Source organism: bacterium, assembly GCA_013360215.1.
Classification (GTDB): Bacteria; CLD3; CLD3; order SB21; family SB21; genus JABWCP01.
Genome location: JABWCP010000005.1, coordinates 64,034 through 84,538 on the forward strand (window position 1 = coordinate 64,034; position 20,505 = coordinate 84,538).

10 protein-coding genes are annotated in these 20,505 nt (G+C 45.6%); all 10 read left to right on the forward strand.

Annotated features, from left to right (window positions below; genetic code table 11):
- Positions 1-64 precede the first annotated feature (64 nt).
- Positions 65-2,944 (forward strand): hypothetical protein, encoded by a 2,880-nt coding sequence (locus tag HUU58_04865; protein NUN44995.1) that lies wholly within the window; start codon positions 65-67, stop codon positions 2,942-2,944.
- A gap of 14 nt (positions 2,945-2,958) precedes the next feature.
- Positions 2,959-6,486, forward strand: a complete 3,528-nt coding sequence (locus tag HUU58_04870; protein ID NUN44996.1) for a caspase family protein — start codon at positions 2,959-2,961, stop codon at positions 6,484-6,486.
- 128 nt (positions 6,487-6,614) lie between these two features.
- Positions 6,615-8,288 (forward strand): energy-dependent translational throttle protein EttA, encoded by a 1,674-nt coding sequence (gene ettA, locus HUU58_04875; GenBank protein NUN44997.1) that lies wholly within the window; start codon positions 6,615-6,617, stop codon positions 8,286-8,288.
- Between the two features lie 299 nt (positions 8,289-8,587).
- Positions 8,588-11,056: a T9SS type A sorting domain-containing protein gene (locus HUU58_04880; protein ID NUN44998.1), complete on the forward strand. Its 2,469-nt coding sequence runs from the start codon at positions 8,588-8,590 to the stop codon at positions 11,054-11,056.
- Positions 11,057-11,200: 144 nt separating this feature from the next.
- Entirely contained in the window at positions 11,201-12,715 is a 1,515-nt protein-coding gene (locus HUU58_04885) for a polysaccharide biosynthesis C-terminal domain-containing protein (protein ID NUN44999.1), read from the forward strand.
- Between the two features lie 29 nt (positions 12,716-12,744).
- Positions 12,745-13,644 carry a hypothetical protein gene (locus tag HUU58_04890; protein NUN45000.1) on the forward strand — a complete coding sequence of 300 codons (900 nt, stop codon included), beginning with the start codon at positions 12,745-12,747 and terminating at the stop codon, positions 13,642-13,644.
- Positions 13,645-13,678: 34 nt separating this feature from the next.
- Positions 13,679-16,486, forward strand: a complete 2,808-nt coding sequence (locus tag HUU58_04895; protein ID NUN45001.1) for an insulinase family protein — start codon at positions 13,679-13,681, stop codon at positions 16,484-16,486.
- A 186-nt stretch (positions 16,487-16,672) separates the two neighbouring features.
- Entirely contained in the window at positions 16,673-17,812 is a 1,140-nt protein-coding gene (locus HUU58_04900; GenBank protein ID NUN45002.1) for a hypothetical protein, read from the forward strand.
- 47 nt (positions 17,813-17,859) lie between these two features.
- Positions 17,860-18,849, forward strand: a complete 990-nt coding sequence (locus HUU58_04905) for a hypothetical protein (GenBank protein NUN45003.1) — start codon at positions 17,860-17,862, stop codon at positions 18,847-18,849.
- A gap of 27 nt (positions 18,850-18,876) precedes the next feature.
- Positions 18,877-20,463 (forward strand): phosphoenolpyruvate carboxykinase (ATP), encoded by a 1,587-nt coding sequence (gene pckA / locus HUU58_04910; GenBank protein ID NUN45004.1) that lies wholly within the window; start codon positions 18,877-18,879, stop codon positions 20,461-20,463.
- Positions 20,464-20,505: the final 42 nt, after the last annotated feature.

The window sequence follows — 20,505 nt, forward strand, 5'->3', positions numbered from 1 at the left end:
TTATAATTGATCCCCTTCTTTGCATTTCCTGATACCCAATATATCGGATTGAAAGGATCATCGTATGAAATCCACAATCGTATTTGTGTTGTTCTTGTCTTCCGTTTTATATGCTCAACGTACCGGTTGCGTGTCGGGCAACTGTGAAAACGGCGAAGGCACATACATATGGAGTTCCGGCACTACGTATACAGGTGAATGGAAAAACGGCAAACAACACGGAAAGGGTAAAACGACATGGAGCGATGGCGAGTGGTACGAAGGGGGGTACAACATGGGAGAACGTACAGGATGGGGGGAATTTCGATGGAAAGATAAAACCTGGTATCGCGGTAGATTTTTGAATGGCCGCATGAATGGTTATGGAGAATATCATTTTGCATCCGGAACCACATATACCGGACAAATTCGTTTAGGAAAATTTAGCGGCGTTGGCACAAAATTGAAAAACGATGGCACCCGCGAAATCGGATTTTGGAAGAATGATACTTATATGGGTTCACAGCGCCCTGTTTTGGTCGTATCATCACAAGGCCCTATAAAAAGCATTCAGGCTGCGATTGATTCGGCCACAGCCGGGGATGAAATCCTTATACGACGCGGCACATATAATGAGGCTATAGTAATCGACGGAAAAGAAAACATCACTATTCGCGGTGAAGGCGAAGCATGGTTGAAAGTTCCAACCGGCGACATCATTACCATCCGAAACTCTTCCGGGATCGCATTATTTAACATCAAAGGAATTCACGATACGCGCGATGAATATTTTGCCTGCGAAACTTCGGATGTGTTGGATATTGTACATTCCAAAAATATCATCGTTGCCCAATGTTTATTAGACGGATCCGGACAGATAGGACTCACGGGATACCATGTTGAAGGATTATTGGTGAGCCATACGATCGTACAGAACTGTATTTTCGGAGGCATAGTCCTCGAAAACTGCGCCAATACAACATTACAATACAATCTGATCATCGCACAAAAAGCCGCCGTAGACAAAGGCATGGATTGTATCGGTTTATCGCTTGTCTCTTGTAAAAATGCCGTCGTCAATCACAATACGGTCGCCAAACTCATTGATTTTAATCCGGTATGGATTCGCGATTCGGAATCTATACTTTTCACCAATAACATCATAAGCCACAATACACTTAACGCCGAAAATCAGAGCGGCTTGATGCTCGGCGAAAATCAAACTTTAGATTATCACCGAAATCTCCTTTGGGATAATAAAACCCGGGACGGCAAGGAGATTAATTATGATGCGTATGCTAAATCGTTTAAACCCCTAGATGACATAAATACCGACCCCTTATTTTTAAATCCTCAATCCAAACAGTTTGGTCTCAAGGCTTCATCGGGTGCGATAAATCAAGCAACGGACGGACTGGATATCGGCGCTGTCCAAACCAAACATCGCGGCAACCTGACGCCTAAAATCGCCGATCAAACGCCACCGCTAATAGTGTGGTCTGGGCAAAATTTTACAGATAAACAAAACATCACATTGCCGGACAGTACGATAAAATTTTCCGGACGACTGACGGATAACACGGAATTAGCAGGCATGATCATTGGCAATAAAACTGTATCTTTAAAAACGGACGGAACTTTTAATTCGGAAATCGCTTTAGAAGATGACATGGGCATGATACCTGTACGCGCATGGGATATCTTTGGAAACGCGACCTACCTTGATATATTTTATCAAAAAGCATCAACACCTACGGCATCCGTCCAAACCGGAAGTGTGCCTCAAACTATAACCGCAAGCCGGCCTACAACTTCTTCATCGGCAGTAAAACCTTCTTCCGCCGCACCCAATACTTCGACCGTAACTGTAACCTCCGATTGCAAAACTTCGGATGAATGCATTGAGCGTTCGTTTAAAGCGCAATCCATCGAAGAAGCTGTTTTATACGCCGAAAGTGCCGTACGCCTTTTAAAACCGACTGATGAAGAGGTAACTCAAAAAATGGCATATCGTATTCGCGCTGAAACATACTTGTATCAATTCAAAAAAAGTAACGATGCGGCGCTTGTCGAAAAAATCGAAGCGGATTTTGAAAAAGCCATCAAGTTAGACCCTCAGGACGGTGTGCCGTATATAGGACTCGCAAAACTCTATGAAGCACAAAGCCAAGAATTGATGGTTGAAGATCAGTTTGCACGCGGGCTGCAAGCCAATGCCAGTCCTGCGCTATTATATTATGAGCGTTCCCAATATTATATACGACAAAAAAAAGAATCGGCGGCTGATGAAGACTTAGACAAAGCCATAGAAATGCTGGGCGGAACTTCATATAAAGACGGTGTATATAAGATAACCGCCGGCGATCCTTCCGTCACCGACAAGGGAAAATTTAACATGTATTATACCCGCGCCGAACGCCTTGTAAAAAAGAAAGATTATCAACGCGCGTATGCGGACTTGTCGCAGGCGATCAAGTTTGATCCTGAGAATAGCAATGCGTATTGGCTGCGTGCAAAAATCACCATTGATGTCGATCCCTACTACAAAAAACCGGAGCCGGCGCTGGCCGATCTCAATAAAGTGATCGAACTTTCACCGGATTTCGCCGACGCCTATTACTGGAAAGGCCAAGTGTTGCTGGCCAATTCACAAACCTATAAGGATCACAACATAACCATACAAACACTGATCAAGGCTTCCGAACTGGAACCGACTTTTTCGGATGGGTATGCCTATGCAGCGCACCTCTGTCTTGTGCAAGAACGTAATGCCGAAGCCGAGCAGTTTGCCTTTCTGGCCGTACAAAAAACTGATAAGAAAAACGCATTGGGCTTGGCACACTATGTCTTAGGATATACATACTCGTATAAGCGTGATCGTGAGAACATGCTCAAGCATTTCCGAAAATCCGTCGAATATGGGTATGAAGAATCACAAAATGTTCTAAAAAGCATGGGGTATTAGTTAAGGTGTTTATTATGAGCCGATCATTTTTTCTTTTGAGTACAGGTTTAACCTTGGTTTGTTTTTCATTGTATGCACAAAATCTGTCGATCGAGCCACAGCTACAACCACCCGGAGGTGTCGGAGATATTGTATACAGCCCTGACGGTAAGTGGGTGGCGATAGGCGGGGCGGAGCTTCATTTGATGCATATCCCCTCTCAAAAGACAATGATGCTGACGCATCACAAAAAAAACGTATTAGATTTCAACTTCAGCGCGGACGGGCATTATTTGGTTTCGAGCAACCCCGACGGCAATATCTACATCTGGGATATGAAAAAAGCGGCTCATATAACCACGCTGACGGATACGGCTATTGCCCAAAAAGTCCGTTTCACTCAGGATGGCCGTCATATCATCACTTGCGGACATTGGGGGATCCAGTTTTGGGATTGGTCTCTTCAAAAAATCACCAAAACATATACGCTCATAAAACCCGAGGAGTGGTCGGAATTCAGTCGTCGAGGAAGCTGCATAATGCAAGAACATTATGCGATCAGTCCGGATGGTCAATGGGCGGCGGCGGCGGGTGGCGGTTCGTGTTGGGAATTTACGTCCACACCGGAATACGGTTCCAACGTTAAAATGCCTCGATATTTTGATCTCAGTTTTTTCAGGGTTATTAATCTAGAAACCGGCGAGGCGCTTGATCAAATTCGTATCCCGAAAGAAATCAATTGGAATGCTTTATCCCTCGGCAATAAAAAAATAGCCGTATCAGGTGAATTTCGTAAAGATGAAGCTTTAAAATACTCGATCCTTGTTTATAATCTTGAAACGCAAAGCATGTCTCGTCAATTGGATGCCGATACTAATCGCATCATCAATTTGACGCTGTCACCCGATGAAACAAAACTTGTGGGTGTTTCTTTGGTTGTCCGCGGGCTATTATCTGATAGAGGTAAGGTGTTTCTTTGGGATCTTACGAGGTCAAAACTCATCGGCGCCAACAAAATGGCCAGCCGAAAAGTTCATTTTTCAGCTGACGGGACATTAATGAGCAGCGGGTTTGAAACTTATCTGATTACGGCTCCCGTTCGATCGTTTCCAACAGGTATTTATATTACAGGAAGCGATTTTTCATCAAACGTATATCATTTTGATCTAGATGAAAATAACGCACGCATCGTTTTTTCGGATCGCGAACAAGTGAGGACGTGGGATCTTCGACGCGGTGTGATTGAAAGAAATTTTATCGGTGAAAAAGATCAGACCATTCGAGGAGTCGGATTTACATCAAGAGGCCTCATTGCGGCCGGCTTCCGGGGTACCATTACGCATTGGGATTCATCAGGTGCCACTAAGCTGGTTACGATGCAACATCCTGTACTCAATCTAAAAAACGTTACACGCATCAATGATTCCGTATATGCATCCTATGGGGTCGGCATCCCGAGCCTCAACATGGATACTATTCGTTTTTGGAATATCAATAACGGTTCCTTACAACATTTTATAACTGCGCATTATGGCCAGTGCAACGGATTACGTCTATCACCCGACAAAAAACTTTGGGTTTCTTTTGGCGGAGAGGAAAAAAATTCACCCAGCGGATCGGTTTGCGTGTGGGATGCGGTGACATGGGAAAAGAAATACGATCATCACATAGGTGATAAAACCGTCGCCGTTATTCAGGCATTGCTCTATCCTGATAATAAAACAGCCGTGCTTGCTACCGACGACGCCGAAAGATTAGTGATAAACTTAGAAACCGGAGTGATTAATCGTCGCATGAACGACAGCGGCAACTATGCTGTCACCATGGAATTGTCGCCGGATGGACGTACTTATGCTTGCGGCAACGGCGGACCGTGGTTATTGGGCAGCAAAGATCATGATATCCGTATCTACGATGCACAAACACACCGGTTACTGCGTGTACTCAAAGGTCATACGAACAAAGTCGAAAAAATTCAATTTACGCACGACGGACAACGGCTTGTAAGTTGCAGTTATGATGGAACGATTCGGTTTTGGAATTTGACCGACCAAACCTATATATCACTGATCGGCATCTCGGAAGACACCTACGCCGTGTTTGCTCATGACGGCAACTACCTCACATCCAAGCGAGGTCGCGACCTGGTTGCATTTCGGAGCGGCATGAAGATGATGACTTTTGATCAGTTTGATCTTGTGTACAATCGCCCCGATATTATTCTGAGCCGACTCGGATATACGTCATCCGAACATCTGGCTATTTATAAACAGGCGTACGAAAAACGTCGAGCTAAAAACCCGCCGGCATCGGCACAACTCATGTTACAAACCGATGCTCCCGATCTTACTATACATACCGATGCACCGCCGGAGGTTTCATCGCCCGATATCACTTTGCATATCCGTGCCAAGGATAAGAATAATATCCTCAGTACACTTAAGCTAAAAATCAATGATGTGCCGCTATATGGTCGCTCCGGATTAGATCTCCGAAGTCGGAATAGCCCTACGTATGAGGCCGATATCCCCATAACACTTAGCCTAGGCAAAAACAGAATACAAGTTTGGGTAACCAACGCGGCAGGCACCGAATCGATTCCTGAAACATTTGAAACCACCGTCACCGGATCGGCCGATTCATCGGACGTGATTTTAGTTTCTGTAGGTATTGCAAATTACAAGAACAGTGATTATAACCTCACGTATTCACGCAAAGACGCTCAAGAAATATCCGCCGTATATGAAGCCTTACAAAAAAAAACCGGCGGCGGTTTTGAAAAAATACTACTGCTTGACTCTGCAGCAACACGTGAATCCATCTTAAATATCCGTAAAAAACTTCTTACCACCAAACCCAATGATCGTGTTGTGCTTTTTTTTGCCGGTCACGGTTTACTGGACGCTAAAACCGATTGGTATTTTGCCACCTACGATACGGATTTTGACAACCCCGCCAAACGCGGCTTGGCGTACAGCGCGATCGAGGATATTCTGGATGGTATCCCTTCTCGCCGGCGTATCGTATTCATGGATGCGTGTCATTCCGGTGAAGTGGATACGGATTCGCCGATGCCGACCGCCAATGCCGACCGATCGGCCGCAACAATGGCTCGCGGCATAAAGAAAAAAATCGGCGATGGTGAAACCGTAACACAAGTTGTGAGTACACGCGGTTTTTTTTCTAAAAAATCGAAAACAACCGGGTTGCAAAATTCTTTTGAGTTGATGCGTGAAATCTTCGCCGATTTGCAAAACAGTATAGGCGCTACCGTTATTAGTTCGGCCTCGGGTACGGAAGTCGCACTCGAAGGCGATGCATGGAAAAACGGAGTATTCACGTTCACCATACTGCAGGGACTGGCCTACGGCAAAGCGGATCTAGATCATGACGGTACTATCCGGTGCACCGAACTCCAGGCGTACGTGATCGGAACCGTAAAAAAACTTACCGATGGCAAACAATCTCCGACGGCACGTAAAGAAAAAGCCTTTGATGATTTTGAAGTAACCCGTTTTTTATCACCGGTGGATCCTGCGGTGTGGCGTGTATCGGGTTACTAAGCATTATAGCCCCGCGTATTTCGGTCATCAGGATTCTTCCAAGGGTGTTGATTTTCTGCGTTCTAAGTGTAACTTAGGGGCGATTCAAAAAACACGGTATTTGTTTTTATCAATTTTAACGAGCGGATATGAGCGACAATAAGATTATTTTTTCGATGGTCGGCGTGGGCAAAGTGCACAAGCCCAACAAACAAGTGCTCAAAGATATATATCTTTCTTTTTTTTACGGCGCCAAAATCGGCGTACTCGGTCTCAACGGCGCAGGTAAATCTACGCTGCTTCGTATCATCGCAGGAACCGACAAGGATTACCTCGGTGAAATCACAGCACAGAAAGGCATCCCCTTCGGTTATTTGCCGCAGGAACCGGAACTTGATCCGAACAAAACGGTAAAAGAAATTGTCCAAGAAGCGGTTGCCGATACGGTAGCTTTGGTGCGTGAATACGAAAAAATAGCCGAACAAATGGCGGATCCCAATGCGGATTTTGATACACTTTTAGAAAAACAAGGTAAACTGCAGGAAGAAATCGAGCATAAAAACGCATGGGATCTTGACAGCCGCCTTGAAATGGCTATGGACGCGCTGCGTTGTCCGGAAAGCGACACACCCGTCAAGGTTCTGTCCGGTGGCGAACGTCGCCGCGTCGCCTTGTGCCGCCTGCTTCTGCAGGAACCCGATGTGCTCTTGCTGGATGAACCGACCAACCACCTCGACGCCGAATCCGTGTATTGGCTGGAACAACATTTAGCTCAATACAAAGGCACTGTCATTGCTGTCACCCACGATCGTTATTTCCTCGATAATGTCGCCGGTTGGATACTCGAACTCGATCGCGGCGAAGGTATTCCTTTCGAAGGCAATTATACCTCGTGGCTTGAACAGAAAAAGAAGCGCCTTGAAGTCGAAGAAAAGCAGGAATCCAAACGCCAAAAAGCTTTGGCTGAAGAGTTGGAGTGGGTGCGAATGAATCCCAAAGGTCGCCACGCCAAAAGTAAAGCACGTATTTCGGCGTATGAAAAAATGGTCAATGAACAGAATGAAAAGCGTAACGAAGAAATGGAAATTTTCATTCCACCCGGACCGCGCCTCGGCAATGTCGTCATCGAAGCAAACGGCGTTGGCAAATCCTACGATGATCATTTGCTTTATGAAAACATGAACTTTTCGCTGCCACCCGGCGGTATCATCGGCGTGATCGGACCCAACGGTGCGGGTAAAACCACATTATTCCGTATGATTACCGGTGGAGAAAAACCTGACGCCGGCTCGATTCGAATCGGCGAAACCGTCAAACTGGGGTATGTAGATCAAAATCGTCCACTGGATCCCAATAAATCGATTTGGGAAGAAATCAGCGGCGGCGAAGAAACGCTGATGCTGGGTACCCGTGAAGTCAATTCGCGTGCCTATGTAGCGCGATTTAACTTTAGCGGTTCGGACCAACAGAAAAAAGTCAGCATGTTATCCGGCGGCGAGCGCAACCGCGTTCACCTTGCCAAGATGCTCAAAGAAGGCGCCAATGTACTGCTACTTGACGAACCTACAAACGATCTGGATGTCAATACACTGCGCGCACTGGAAGAAGCGCTTCTGGAATTTGCCGGATGTGCCGTGGTGATTTCCCACGACCGTTGGTTTCTTGATCGTGTAGCGACGCATATCTTAGCATTCGAAGGCGACAGCCAGGTAGTTTGGTTTGACGGAAATTTTTCGCAATATCACGAAAACTTCAAACAGCGCATGGGTATCGACGCCGATCGCCCGCACCGTATCAAGTATAAACCGCTAATGCGCGGATAATATCAGAATTTAAGATTACATAGAATGTTTGAGCCCCGTTTGAAATTCAGATGGGGCTTTTTTTTCTTGCCTTGGCGTTTAGATTCGCTTATACTAAAGAGTTAGAAGGGAAATCGTTTTTAGGGGTACAAAGGGAATGTATTATATCGTATTTCGCAATTAATCCCATTTCCCATTCATTTTTCAAAACAAACACAGCACATGTGTGTGATCGTGTACTTATTACACTCATATAGTCGTTTGGATTTTTTCGTTTCTCTATACTAATTAACCATGTTTCACAAAATGAGGAGTAGGGCATGAAAAACCTTACAAAAAAACTAATTCTTACATCGCTGATGGCTCTCATGGCTTTCAGTTCCGCCTTCGGGCAAAACGGTACTTTACGGGCAAAGTTCGTGAAAAGTACTGATGGTTCGCCGGTAACGGATGCGACATTTTCCGCCGTATTGGCCTCAAATAATCAAAGTTACGGTGTACGGACGCCAAATGCTCAGGGTGAAATGGAGTGGTCATTACCGCCTGGAAACTATTACGTAAAACGGCAAACAGGAAACTATGTTGCCACCAACTCAGTTACGGTTACCTTATTAGCAGGGGAGACAAATTCAACACTCGTGACCAATCCTACATCTCTTACCCCGCTCGCCTTTTTACGCGCTAAATTCGTGAAAAGCACAGATGGTACGCCAGTAACCGATGCAACATTTACCGCAGTATTAACCTCCAACAATCAAAACCAAGGTACGCGCACACCAAATGCTCAAGGTGAAATGGAGTGGGCATTACCTCCAGGAAATTATTATGTAAAGCTTCTAACAGGATACTACGTTGCTACTAATTCTGTTACAGTTACTTTAGTTGCCGGAGAAACTAATTCTTCGCTCGTAACCAACCCCACTTCTTTGACCCCGAGTACCATCTTACGCGCTAAATTCGTGAAGACCACCGATGGTACGCCGGTAACCGATGCGACATTTACTGCAGTATCAACCTCTAATAATCAAAACCAAGGTACACGTACCCCAAATTCTCAAGGCGAAATGGAGTGGGTATTAGCTCCTGGAAATTATTATGTAAAATTACTAACAGGTAACTACGTTGCAGCCAACTCTGTTACGGTTACTTTAGCCAACGGTGAAACTAATTCTACTCTTGTAACCAATCCGACCCAAATAGTTCCTAAATCTATAATCAGAGCCAAATTCATTAACAGTCATGACGGAAGCCCAATAACAGACGCAACTTTTCGTTTTTTTGATCAAAACGGCAATTATTATACAGCACAAACGCCTGACGCCAACGGAATTATCGAGTCAATGGTTTCACCGGCCAATTTTCGTGTGCAGTTACATTCAGGTCTTTATGTTGCATACACCAGCGGGTCCATTACCGTCGAGCCGGGAACCACAAATACCGCCTTTGTCGATACGGCACGTGTTCTTACCCCTCTGGGCGTCAAAGCGCATTTTGTCAACTCCAACAATACTGCAGTGATTAGCGGAAAAACCGTCAAAATCACAGATGGTTCTAATAATACAGTGGCCACACAAAACACCAACGCCAATGGCGATGTGTTGATACAGCTTGCGCCCGGCTCATATACGATGAAAGCCTTTGATAACGACGTCAATTATCAAACTCAAAACATCCCTATCACCATTACGAGCAGCGCTCTCTTGGATAAAGGCACCATTAATATGGCGCAAAATGTCTTCGCCCTTTCTTTTGACGGTGTCGGCGATTACGTGGATGCAGGCAATGATGCAAGTCTTGGAACGGTTACGTCGGCTATTACTATTGAGACATGGATACTGCGAAAAACCGGAGGAAGCAATAGCCAACACGTCATCAGCAAAGGTGGCGGCTGGGGCAATACCGGATTCAATCTGCACTTTTATTCTACAGGCGGAGAGCCCAACATGCTGCGTTTTGAAGTAAGAGGTAGTGGTGCTCTTATTTGGGATTTTTACAATGTTGTCACTAATATCGGTTATGATCAATGGCACCATTTAGCGGTAGTTTGGGATAAAAACACAATGCCAGCTCCTAAGGTAATTATTGATGGCACACTTGTGTACAATGCCAGCGGGGATTACACAGGCACTATTAACGCAAGCTCATATAATCTATTTATCGGGCGTAACAGCGGGATCAACGGAGGCGATTTTAAAGGTAATCTTGATGAAGTTCGCCTGTGGAATGTCGCTCGCACGCAAGCGGAAATTCAAGCTTCAATGAGCACTCATCTGTCTGGTTCTGAGTCCGGTCTGTTAGCTTATTATAAAACCGACGAAGGTACCGGATCTCTGATCAACGACATTGCCGGAGCTAATAGCCAGGGCGCTTTGATGGGAAATACGTCTTGGTTATCCACGACCTTCCCCCATATCTCAGGCACCATGACAAAAATTTTGGCCGGCATTTTTTATGAATCAGCCTACACGGACACTACGGGCGAAATGAAAAAAGACTTGAGTACGATTCCTATGGAATTTGGCTTAGAATCCAACTTCCCCAATCCGTTTAACCCGACGACGACGTTGCGTTATGCGCTCAAAGAAGATGTGCGCGTCAGTCTGAAGGTATACAATCTTCTTGGTCAGGAAGTGCGTAACCTCGTCAATGAGTATCAGTCAGCCGGGTTCAAAAATGTGCTTTGGGATGGCAAAAACAATCAAGGCAAACAAGTACCGAGCGGTGTCTATATTTACCGACTTGAAGCCGGTAGCTTTAAAATGTCCAAGAAAATGAATCTTATTAAGTAGTCGTATTCTATATTATTATACCAGCCCCATCCGCTTATGCAGATGGGGCTTTTTTTTGTCTGTTTTTTTTGTTATGAATGCAGCAAATGTATTTCAGGAACGCCTTGATACGGCGTTCTTTCATCTAAAGAGTATCATTCGTTTTTGACATCCCAATCGTCGCAACACCACAAAGAAACCCGCGAAGTCGCCCGTGGGGCTTTTATCAACCTCATCGGCAATTTCGGCAAACTATCTCATTTTGCGTTTGATCTGATCGCTACGCGTGTGCTCGGGCAAACTCTTTTCGGTTACTTCAGCACGACATGGCTTTTGATGCACTTATCATTCATCGTGTGTTATTTCGGCGCACACCGGCTGGTGATTGATTTTGTCGTACGCTATAAAGATACCGACGAAGACGAATATTATAAAAGCATCCTTGGCTATATCATCCTGAGTTTAGGGCTCAGCGCTTTCTTAGTACTCAATGTCTATCTTTTCGCCGATCATCTAGCCGCTTATATGGGCAAACCGCCCGTCGCCGACTATATGAAAATCATGGTATGGTGTGCACCGTTTTACTGTCTTACCACCATCCTCATGACCGCCACACGCGGCCTCAAAATCATGAAACTTTGGGTTTTTATTCGCAATGGATTTGAACCGTTGGTGGATCTGATTCTGCTTCTCGTCGTGTTTTTTGTTTTCGGTTCGATAGCCGCACCGTTCTGGGCCAAAATGATCGCATTTACGCTCGGTAGCGGGTTATCGATATATTATTTTAGAAAACATTTTTCGATGCGGCGGATTTTTTCACATCTTCCGGATGGTTCGACTTGGAAACGCATTTTTTCTTTCGGCTTCCCGGTGATGTTTGCCGATTTTATTTCAGTAGTCATCCTTAAAGTCGAAATCATCCCGCTCAGTATTCTCGTGCCGAGCGCACAAGTCGCCGTTTTTCAGGTCATCCTCAATACCGGCAACACCATGCGTAATATACCGCAAGCGATTGACCCTATCATGATGCCGGTCGTGGTCGCCATGCGCCAGCGCAATGATATGCGCGCCCTGGAGGGTATTTTTGCTACGCTGATTCGCTCAAGTCTTTTTTTGGCCTGTGGCTTTTTTGTTCTTACGACGATTTACGGTGATTTTTTACTGCGTATATTTGCTGACGAATTTGCTTATGCCGCCGGCGCATTATCTATCGTATGCTTCGGTATGATGATTCATACCGTTACCAGCAACATTGAACCCGTCCTTGTCATGTCGGGGTATCCTTATTTGAATTTATTTAACAATGTATTTCTTGTTGCTGTGAGCATGACCCTTGATTTTATACTTATACCCACGTACGGGATATTTGGTGCGGCCATCGGCAATCTGACCGGATGTTTGTTAACTGCGGCTTTGCAAATCGCCGAGGTACACCTCATACTCAAAATACATCCTTTTCGTCGGGATCTTCTTCATATCGTATGGATTGGTCTTGGATGTTATATTATTTTTAAAGGCTTGGATTTTCTTTTTCCGGCGTGGACCGATCTTTTGATTTACGATATAATATGTGTTTGTATTTTTACGGCGTTTTATCTTTATGTCGGATGGAAACTGTTTTTACACGATGAGGAACGTATCTTGTTTTCATCCATGATACACAAACCCCAATCCGAATAGTCACCGTGTTTTATAAAAGGAAGTAACCGATGAAAATCACCGCCTTTTTTTTATTTGTTTCATTCTCAGCTTCGCAACTATTCGCGCAAGCTGCGGAATCCAAAACTACTGTGGCCGTACTGCCGCCGGATATTACCAAAATTGTAACTAGCGCCGCGACCGGCTCATCGGAAGTCAACGCCATTGCCGATGCACTGACTCAAAAAATCGTTTCGACGCTCGTTGGGTTAAAACGAATCGCCGTCGTAGAACGCGCGGCAATGGATAAAATTCTTAGCGAACAGGATTTCCAAATGTCGGATCTCGCCGCTGAAAATACACCGGTACGATTGGGGGAACTGATGGGCGCGGATTTTCTGGTTATTTTGCATCTCTATCAGGCACAGACGACCCTCGTCACTCAGACCGAAGAAGAAAAACAAACCTGGGGTGATCGTGGTACGCAGTATAGCGGCCTTCTAGAATATGGCATCCGCCTTGTGCAAGTATCTACGGGCGAAGTAACTACCACCAAAAACCTAAAAGGCGACACGGGATTTCTCGCTTATACGACCACGACCGAAGCACTATCGAACGCACTGAATATGAGCAGCGACAAGCTGAAAGATTGGCTCAAAACATCGTTTCCTGTGCGAGGGAAAATTTTTGAAATTCTAAAAGAGAAAAAAGGCGAGGCCGTGTCCGTAGCGATCACTTGCGGCAGCGCATCCGGTGTACGAAAAAACGATGCCTTTAAAGTCGTCGAATATACAGAAGTCGAATTGGATGGGAAAAAAGTAAAACGCTCCAAGGATATCGGCAAAATCAAAGTCAGCAAAACCGAATCCGACGGTATTTTTTCTACATGCGAAGTCATCAACGGCGGTAAAACCATAACATCAAAAATGAAATCAGGCTCTCAATTAGATGTGATATTAGTCAAAGATTGATCTTATAGATATGTAAAAAATAAAGGACATGATCATGCAACGAAGAACGTTTGTTCTGCTTTTTTTATCGCTTAGTCTTACTTCGCTTTTCGCACAAACCGGCGAAACGATACCCATGGATCCTGCGGTACGCAGCGGCGTATTGTCCAACGGTTTAAGATATTTTATCAAAACCAATGCGCGCCCAGAAAAACGTGTGGAATTGCGTTTGGCGGTCAATACCGGCTCCATCATGGAAGATGACGATCAACTTGGTCTGGCGCATTTTGTAGAACACATGGCTTTCAACGGTACGACACATTTTCAAAAAAATGATTTGATCAGCTATTTGCAGTCGGCCGGCGTCAAATTTGGCGCACATATCAACGCGTATACGTCGTTCGATGAAACCGTGTACATGCTTACACTACCCAGCGACAAACAGGATATTATTCACAACGGATTCCTCATTCTGGAAGACTGGGCGCACGGCATCACATTTGACAGCCTCGAAATCGAAAAGGAGCGTGGCGTTGTGATCGAAGAGTGGCGTACCGGTATCGGCGCTCAGCAGCGCATGCGCGATCAATATTGGCCCAAATTATTTTACGGTTCGCGTTATGCCGAACGTATGCCGATCGGAAAAAAAGAAATTCTCGAAAAATTTTCCCACGCTTCGATCAAACGTTTTTACAAAGATTGGTACCGCCCCGAACTGATGTCCGTCATCGCGGTCGGCGACATCCAACCGGACTCCATCGAATATCTGATTCGCAAGCATTTTTCAAATATTGCTACGTCGGATGCCAAAAAAGTGCGCCCGCGTAATGATTTTCCCGTACCTCCGCATAAAGAAACATGGACTGCCGTTGCGCGTGACAAAGAAGCGCCCAACACAATGGCCCAGATTTTTTACAAACACCCATCCCAAACCGTACGTTCAGTTCAGGATTATCGTACGTCCCTATTGCGTATGCTGTACACCGGGATGCTCAATAAACGTATGGAAGAACTGACTCAGCAAGCCAATCCTCCTTTTGTTTTTGGCGGAGCTTTTTATGGTAATTTTATGCGTGCCACGGATGTGTATGCCGTGTATGCGGGTACGGGCGAAACGGCTCTGGAACGAGGACTCCTCGCCGTACTCATCGAAAATCGTCGTGCACAGCAGCACGGTTTTTCTCGCGATGAAATGGAAGATTATAAAAAAGAAATCCTTTCGAACTATGAATCTTCATACAATAATCGCGACAAAGTGCTTTCTTCATCCCTTGCCGATGAATTCGTAGAATATGCCCTTACCGCAGAAGCCGCACCCGGCATGGCATGGGAATACGAGACCGTTAAACGTCTTCTTCCCACGATCACCGTTGATGAGATTCATGCTTTGGCCGCCCAATGGATTACCACGGAAAATCGTATCGGCGTCGTCACCGCACCCCAAAATGAGACCGTAAAACTTCCCGACGAAGCGCGTTTGCTTGCGCTAATAGACTCTGTAGCAACGATCCAAACAGCACCGTACGTATATAAAACCGTACAGGTACCGCTTTTAGCTACGTTGCCCCGTCCCGGCAAAATCGTCAAAACAAAAACACTCAAAGAAATTGCCGCTGAAGAATGGACGTTATCCAATGGAATGAAAGTGATTTTGAAACCGACCACCTACATGACCGATGAAATCAAATTCAGCGCATACAGCTTTGGCGGATGGTCGCTTGGTGCACCCTCTCAGGATATGTCTGCTATTTACGGCATGGCACCACTGGGTGAAGGAGGCATCGCTGAATTTTCTAAAACCGATTTGGAAAAAATTCTATCCGGCAAAAATGTATCCGTTTCGACAGGCATTCGCATGTTGAGTGAAACCATATCCGGGCAGTCGCTTAAAAAGGATATGGAAACTATGTTCCAACTGATCTATCTCAACTTTACTGCACCGCGATTGGACACTACGGTTTTTTACGCCTTGCTCAGCCGGCAAATGGCCTACATCAAAAACCTGGACAACGATCCCCGCTTTGTGTTTAGCAACGAACTCAATCGCGTTGTCAGCCGAGATCATCCCCGTGATCCCTCGGTTTTGCGGCGTGAACGTTTTTCAGAAATCAATCCACAAACGGCATTGGCGATATACCTTGATCGTTTTGCCGAAGCCGGCGATTTCGTAATGACGATCGTCGGCAGTTTTGAGATCGAGACGATGCGACCTTTTGTCGAACGTTATTTGGCCGGTTTACCTACGACCGGACGTAAAGAGACATTCAAAGATCTCGGAATTCGCAGGCCGGATCGGAATATGGATACCACGATTTATCGCGGTGTAGATCCGCGTGCTCAGGTCAATATGCAGTTTCACGGTGCTTTGAAAAAATACGACGATCTTTTTTTATTGCGCGCTACGGCAATGCTTTTGACCAATAAACTCATCGAAAACCTCCGCGAAGACAAAGGCGGAGTGTATGGCACAAGCGCCAATGCGTACGCCAATAAATATCCGGTATCTAATTACGCCGTGATCATCGGTTTCTCGTGCGCACCGGAGCGATTAGATTCCCTGATCGGTGCAGTGCACGAGGAGATTCGTAAATTAGCCGAAAATGGTCCGGCCGAATCCGATGTAAACAAAATCCGTGAAGCATTGCGCCGTGATCTGGAGCGGAATCAAAAAGAGAACGCTTACTGGTTACGATGGATCGAAAACGCTTATTACGAAAACGCTTCCATCAAAAACATTACTCCCGAAGCACAGGAAAAAATGATCCGTCGTTTATCGGCAAAAGATATTCGCAAAATCGCTCAAAAATATATTCAAAACGGCCACGCACTGATTTTTAAAATGCGGCCGGAGGAAAAAAAGTAACATGCGCCGGACAGACTTTGTCAAGTTATGACATACTCTTGATAAGGCGTCACGATGCGCATATATTGATAAATATAGTAATGTAACACCTGCTTATCGCGTTGCAATCAACATGACGATGAATTCTTCGATGAATTCATATCTGTTTTAATCAGCCCAACCGATAAGCTCACATAGATTCCGCTCATGCTTTCAAAAGTCATCGGCCAGGAGGCCGCTAAAAAACAGATACTCACGGCATTTGCCAACGACCGCATGGCACACGCCTATCTCATTGCCGGCGATGAAGGATTGGGTGCCGAAGAATTGGCACTGGAAGCAACACGCTTTATACTATGCAAACATCCGGATCGCGAACGATGGGAACCGTGCGGAGAATGCGCCAATTGTAAAAAAATGGCGACCCTGCAGCATCCCGATGTGCACTATTATTTTCCGGTGATGCGGGCCACCGAAGAAGATGAACAGCGTCGTTTATTGGAAGAAAAAACGCGAAACCTATACGCCCGGGTTCGCATCGCCAATGGCAGTATTCCTATCGGCGACCCCGAAAATCCGGAAGTCAATTCGATTCGCGGGCTCTCCCGCGCGATCAGTTTGCGTTCGTTTGAAGGCGAACTCAAAATTTTTATTCTGACATTTATCGAAGATATGCACGCGGAAGCAACCAATGCCGTTCTAAAAATCCTTGAGGAACCGCCGGCATCCACGTTATACTTTCTCACCACGACCAATATTCACAGCCTGCTACCGACGATCATATCGCGCTGTCAGATCGTCAAACTGCACCGCCTCACGGATGATCAACTATTAGACGGTATCCGTCGCCACCACGATGTAGCTGAAAACCAGGCCAAATTCATTAGCCGACTGGCCAACGGTAACTATTATCAGGCCAGTGAACTGATCTCCGGAGACTTTCCGCGAAAGCGTGAAGCCATGCTGGAGTTCTTATTGGCAGCGATGTCTAATAAATCAGCATCCATCCAGACGATCATCGAACAGTGGAACGAAGAGGCCGAAAAGGATAAGAGTTTTTATACGGACATTTTAACGATGTTGATAACCTGGTTTCAGGATGTCGTGTATATGCGCGAATTGGGTGAAGACAAGTCACTCATAGATCGCTTTTTGATCAATGAAGATAAAACTGAACGACTTGAAAAATTCATCAAAGCTTTTCCCCGTGTTCGCGTCGAAGAAGCTCTGTCTGAAATCGAAAAAGCGGTTGACCTTATAGGGCGAAATATCTATATTAACCTAATTTTAATGAATTTAGGGTTGAATCTTCGTTCCATCGTCAACCCTTCATCCGGTAAATCCTAAACCAATATGGGAAATAGTCGCCGGTAAAACGGTGATTTATATATTTTATGCAAAATCCTATTCAGGTTGAGTTTAAAGCCAACCGCAAGGAGATCTTTCTCAATAAGAACAATCTGGTCGTCAAAGTCGGCGACCACGTTATCGTGCAATGCGAAAACGGCGTTGATATGGGTAAGGTCGCTCTGACTCACGAACAAATACCCGAAGATCTCACCAAAGACAAAGAATTGCGCCAATTCATCCGGGTTGCTAATCCGGATGAAATCAGCAAATTGGCCGATAACCGCAACGAAGAAGAAAAAACCAAAGCGGTCGTAAAGCAAAAAATCATAAAACACGGCCTTAAAATGAAACTGGTGGATGCGGAATACCAGTTTGATCGTAAAAAAATCGTGTTCTTTTTCACCGCTGAAAAGCGCGTGGATTTCCGTTCTTTAGTCAAAGATTTGGCCGGCGAATTTAAAACCCGCATCGAGTTGCGGCAGATCGGTGTGCGCGATGAAGCCAAACGTGTTGACGGTTACGGTCCGTGCGGTAAACAGCTTTGCTGTTCGGGGCATTTGACCGAATTCCAGCCGATCACCACGGAGTATGCTAAAGATCAGGGCTTACAACTCAATCCTTCCAAGCTGACAGGATTGTGCGGACGACTCAAGTGTTGTTTGGCATACGAACGTGATTTTTATGTTAATACGTTATCTCGATTTCCGGGTGTCGGTTCTCCGATCAAAACCAAAAAAGGCCGCGGTGAGATCAAACATCTTGATATCATCGGCAACAAAGTCCACATCAAACAAGACCATGATAACGAATGGGAAACGCTCACACTGGAAGATGTCGCCGACATTCTCGGCATTGACATGAGTGATATACATGGTTGCGGCAGCGGTTGCGCTTCGGGCGGCGACGGTTGCCAAAGCGGTAAATGCAATACCCACGATCACGTGGAGGAAGGCACGATGCAAAATCCGCTCAAAGATTTTATGGAAAATGATCCTTTTTTTGACCAATACAACTTTCCGCGTCCGAAAATCTGACAGCGGAACTCGATAATCACTTAGGAGATGGATATTCCAATGACTACTAACAATGAATTAGCTCACCTTGGTATTGTTAATACCGGTACAATCCACAAAAATCTTTCGGTCAGCCAATTAGTCGAACTTGCAATCAAACGCGGCGAAGGTCAGCTTGCATCCAACGGTGCACTTGTGACCAATACGACACCGCACACAGGCCGCTCCCCCAAAGACAAATATGTCGTCGAAGAGCCGACCAGCAAAGACAAAATCTGGTGGGAAAACAACAAAAAAGTTTCGCAAGCTCAGTTTGATGTGATGTTTAACCGCATGCGCTCTTATCTGCAAGGTAAAGACGTATTTGTGTTCGACGGCTTTGCCGGCGCCGACACTAAAAATCGTTTGTCCGTGCGCGTGATATCGGAAAAAGCATGGCATTCGCTTTTCGCTAAAACTCTTTTCATTCGCCCTACGGAAGCAGAATTGGCCACGCATCATGCCGATTGGACAGTGATTGATGTTTGCGGTATGCACGCCATACCGGAATTTGACGGTCTCGGCACGAAGACTTTCATCATGCTCAATTTTGAAAAGAAAATCGTCCTCATCGGCGGTACACATTATGCCGGCGAAATCAAAAAATCGATTTTCACGGTAATGAATTATATTCTGCCCGAGCGCGGCATTTTCCCCATGCACTGCTCGGCCAACAGCAACAAAGAAGGCGAAGTGACTTTGTTCTTCGGTTTGTCCGGTACCGGCAAAACCACACTCTCGGCTGATCCGCTCCGCCGTCTTATCGGTGATGATGAGCACGGATGGTCCAACGAAGGCGTCTTCAATTTTGAAGGCGGATGTTATGCCAAGACCATCAAACTCTCCAAAGAAGGCGAACCGCAAATCTGGAATGCTATTCGTTTTGGTTCCGTACTGGAAAATGTCGTTCTCAAACAAGACGGTACGCCGGACTATGACAGCGCCGCGATCGCTGAAAACACGCGCGTCACTTACCCGGTCGAATACATTGATAACTGCATCATTCCGGGTATCGGCGGACATCCTAAAAATATTTGTTTCCTCGTTTGCGATGCATATGGCGTACTTCCTCCGATCAGCAAACTGACACCGGCCCAAGCGATGTATCACTTCTTATCGGGTTATACGGCCAAAGTCGCCGGAACGGAAGCCGGTGTGACAGAACCGACGCCGACCTTCTCTACCTGCTTCGGCGCTCCTTTCTGGCCGCTGCATCCTAATGTATATGCCGAACTCCTGCGTAAAAAACTCAACGAACATAACGCTACCGTATGGCTGGTCAATACCGGCTGGAGCGGTGGCGGATACGGTGTCGGCTCACGTATGAAGCTGAGTTACACACGCGCATTGATCAATGCTGCGCTATCCGGCAAACTCAATAACGTGAAATACAATAACGATCCGGTTTTCGGCGTGGCTGTACCGGAATCATGCCCTGATGTACCGGCTGAAATCCTCGTTCCTAAAAACACGTGGAAAGATAAAGCCGGTTACGATGCCCAAGCCAAAAAATTGGCCGATCTATTCATCAAAAATTTTGAAAAATTTGCCGATAAAGCTTCGGACGACGTTAAAAAAGCTGGTCCGAAAGCGTAATATCGTTTTTTTTGAAATGAGATACATAACACCACGAATATT

Bases quoted from the DNA above. Each gene is read 5' to 3' on its own strand.
- HUU58_04865 (NUN44995.1), top strand. From the start codon at position 65: ATGAAATCCACAATCGTATTTGTGTTGTTCTTGTCTTCCGTTTTATAT.
- HUU58_04870 (NUN44996.1), top strand. From the start codon at position 2,959: ATGAGCCGATCATTTTTTCTTTTGAGTACAGGTTTAACCTTGGTTTGT.
- ettA (NUN44997.1), top strand. From the start codon at position 6,615: ATGAGCGACAATAAGATTATTTTTTCGATGGTCGGCGTGGGCAAAGTG.
- HUU58_04880 (NUN44998.1), top strand. From the start codon at position 8,588: ATGAAAAACCTTACAAAAAAACTAATTCTTACATCGCTGATGGCTCTC.
- HUU58_04890 (NUN45000.1), top strand. From the start codon at position 12,745: ATGAAAATCACCGCCTTTTTTTTATTTGTTTCATTCTCAGCTTCGCAA.
- HUU58_04895 (NUN45001.1), top strand. From the start codon at position 13,679: ATGCAACGAAGAACGTTTGTTCTGCTTTTTTTATCGCTTAGTCTTACT.
- HUU58_04900 (NUN45002.1), top strand. From the start codon at position 16,673: ATGCTTTCAAAAGTCATCGGCCAGGAGGCCGCTAAAAAACAGATACTC.
- HUU58_04905 (NUN45003.1), top strand. From the start codon at position 17,860: ATGCAAAATCCTATTCAGGTTGAGTTTAAAGCCAACCGCAAGGAGATC.
- pckA (NUN45004.1), top strand. From the start codon at position 18,877: ATGGATATTCCAATGACTACTAACAATGAATTAGCTCACCTTGGTATT.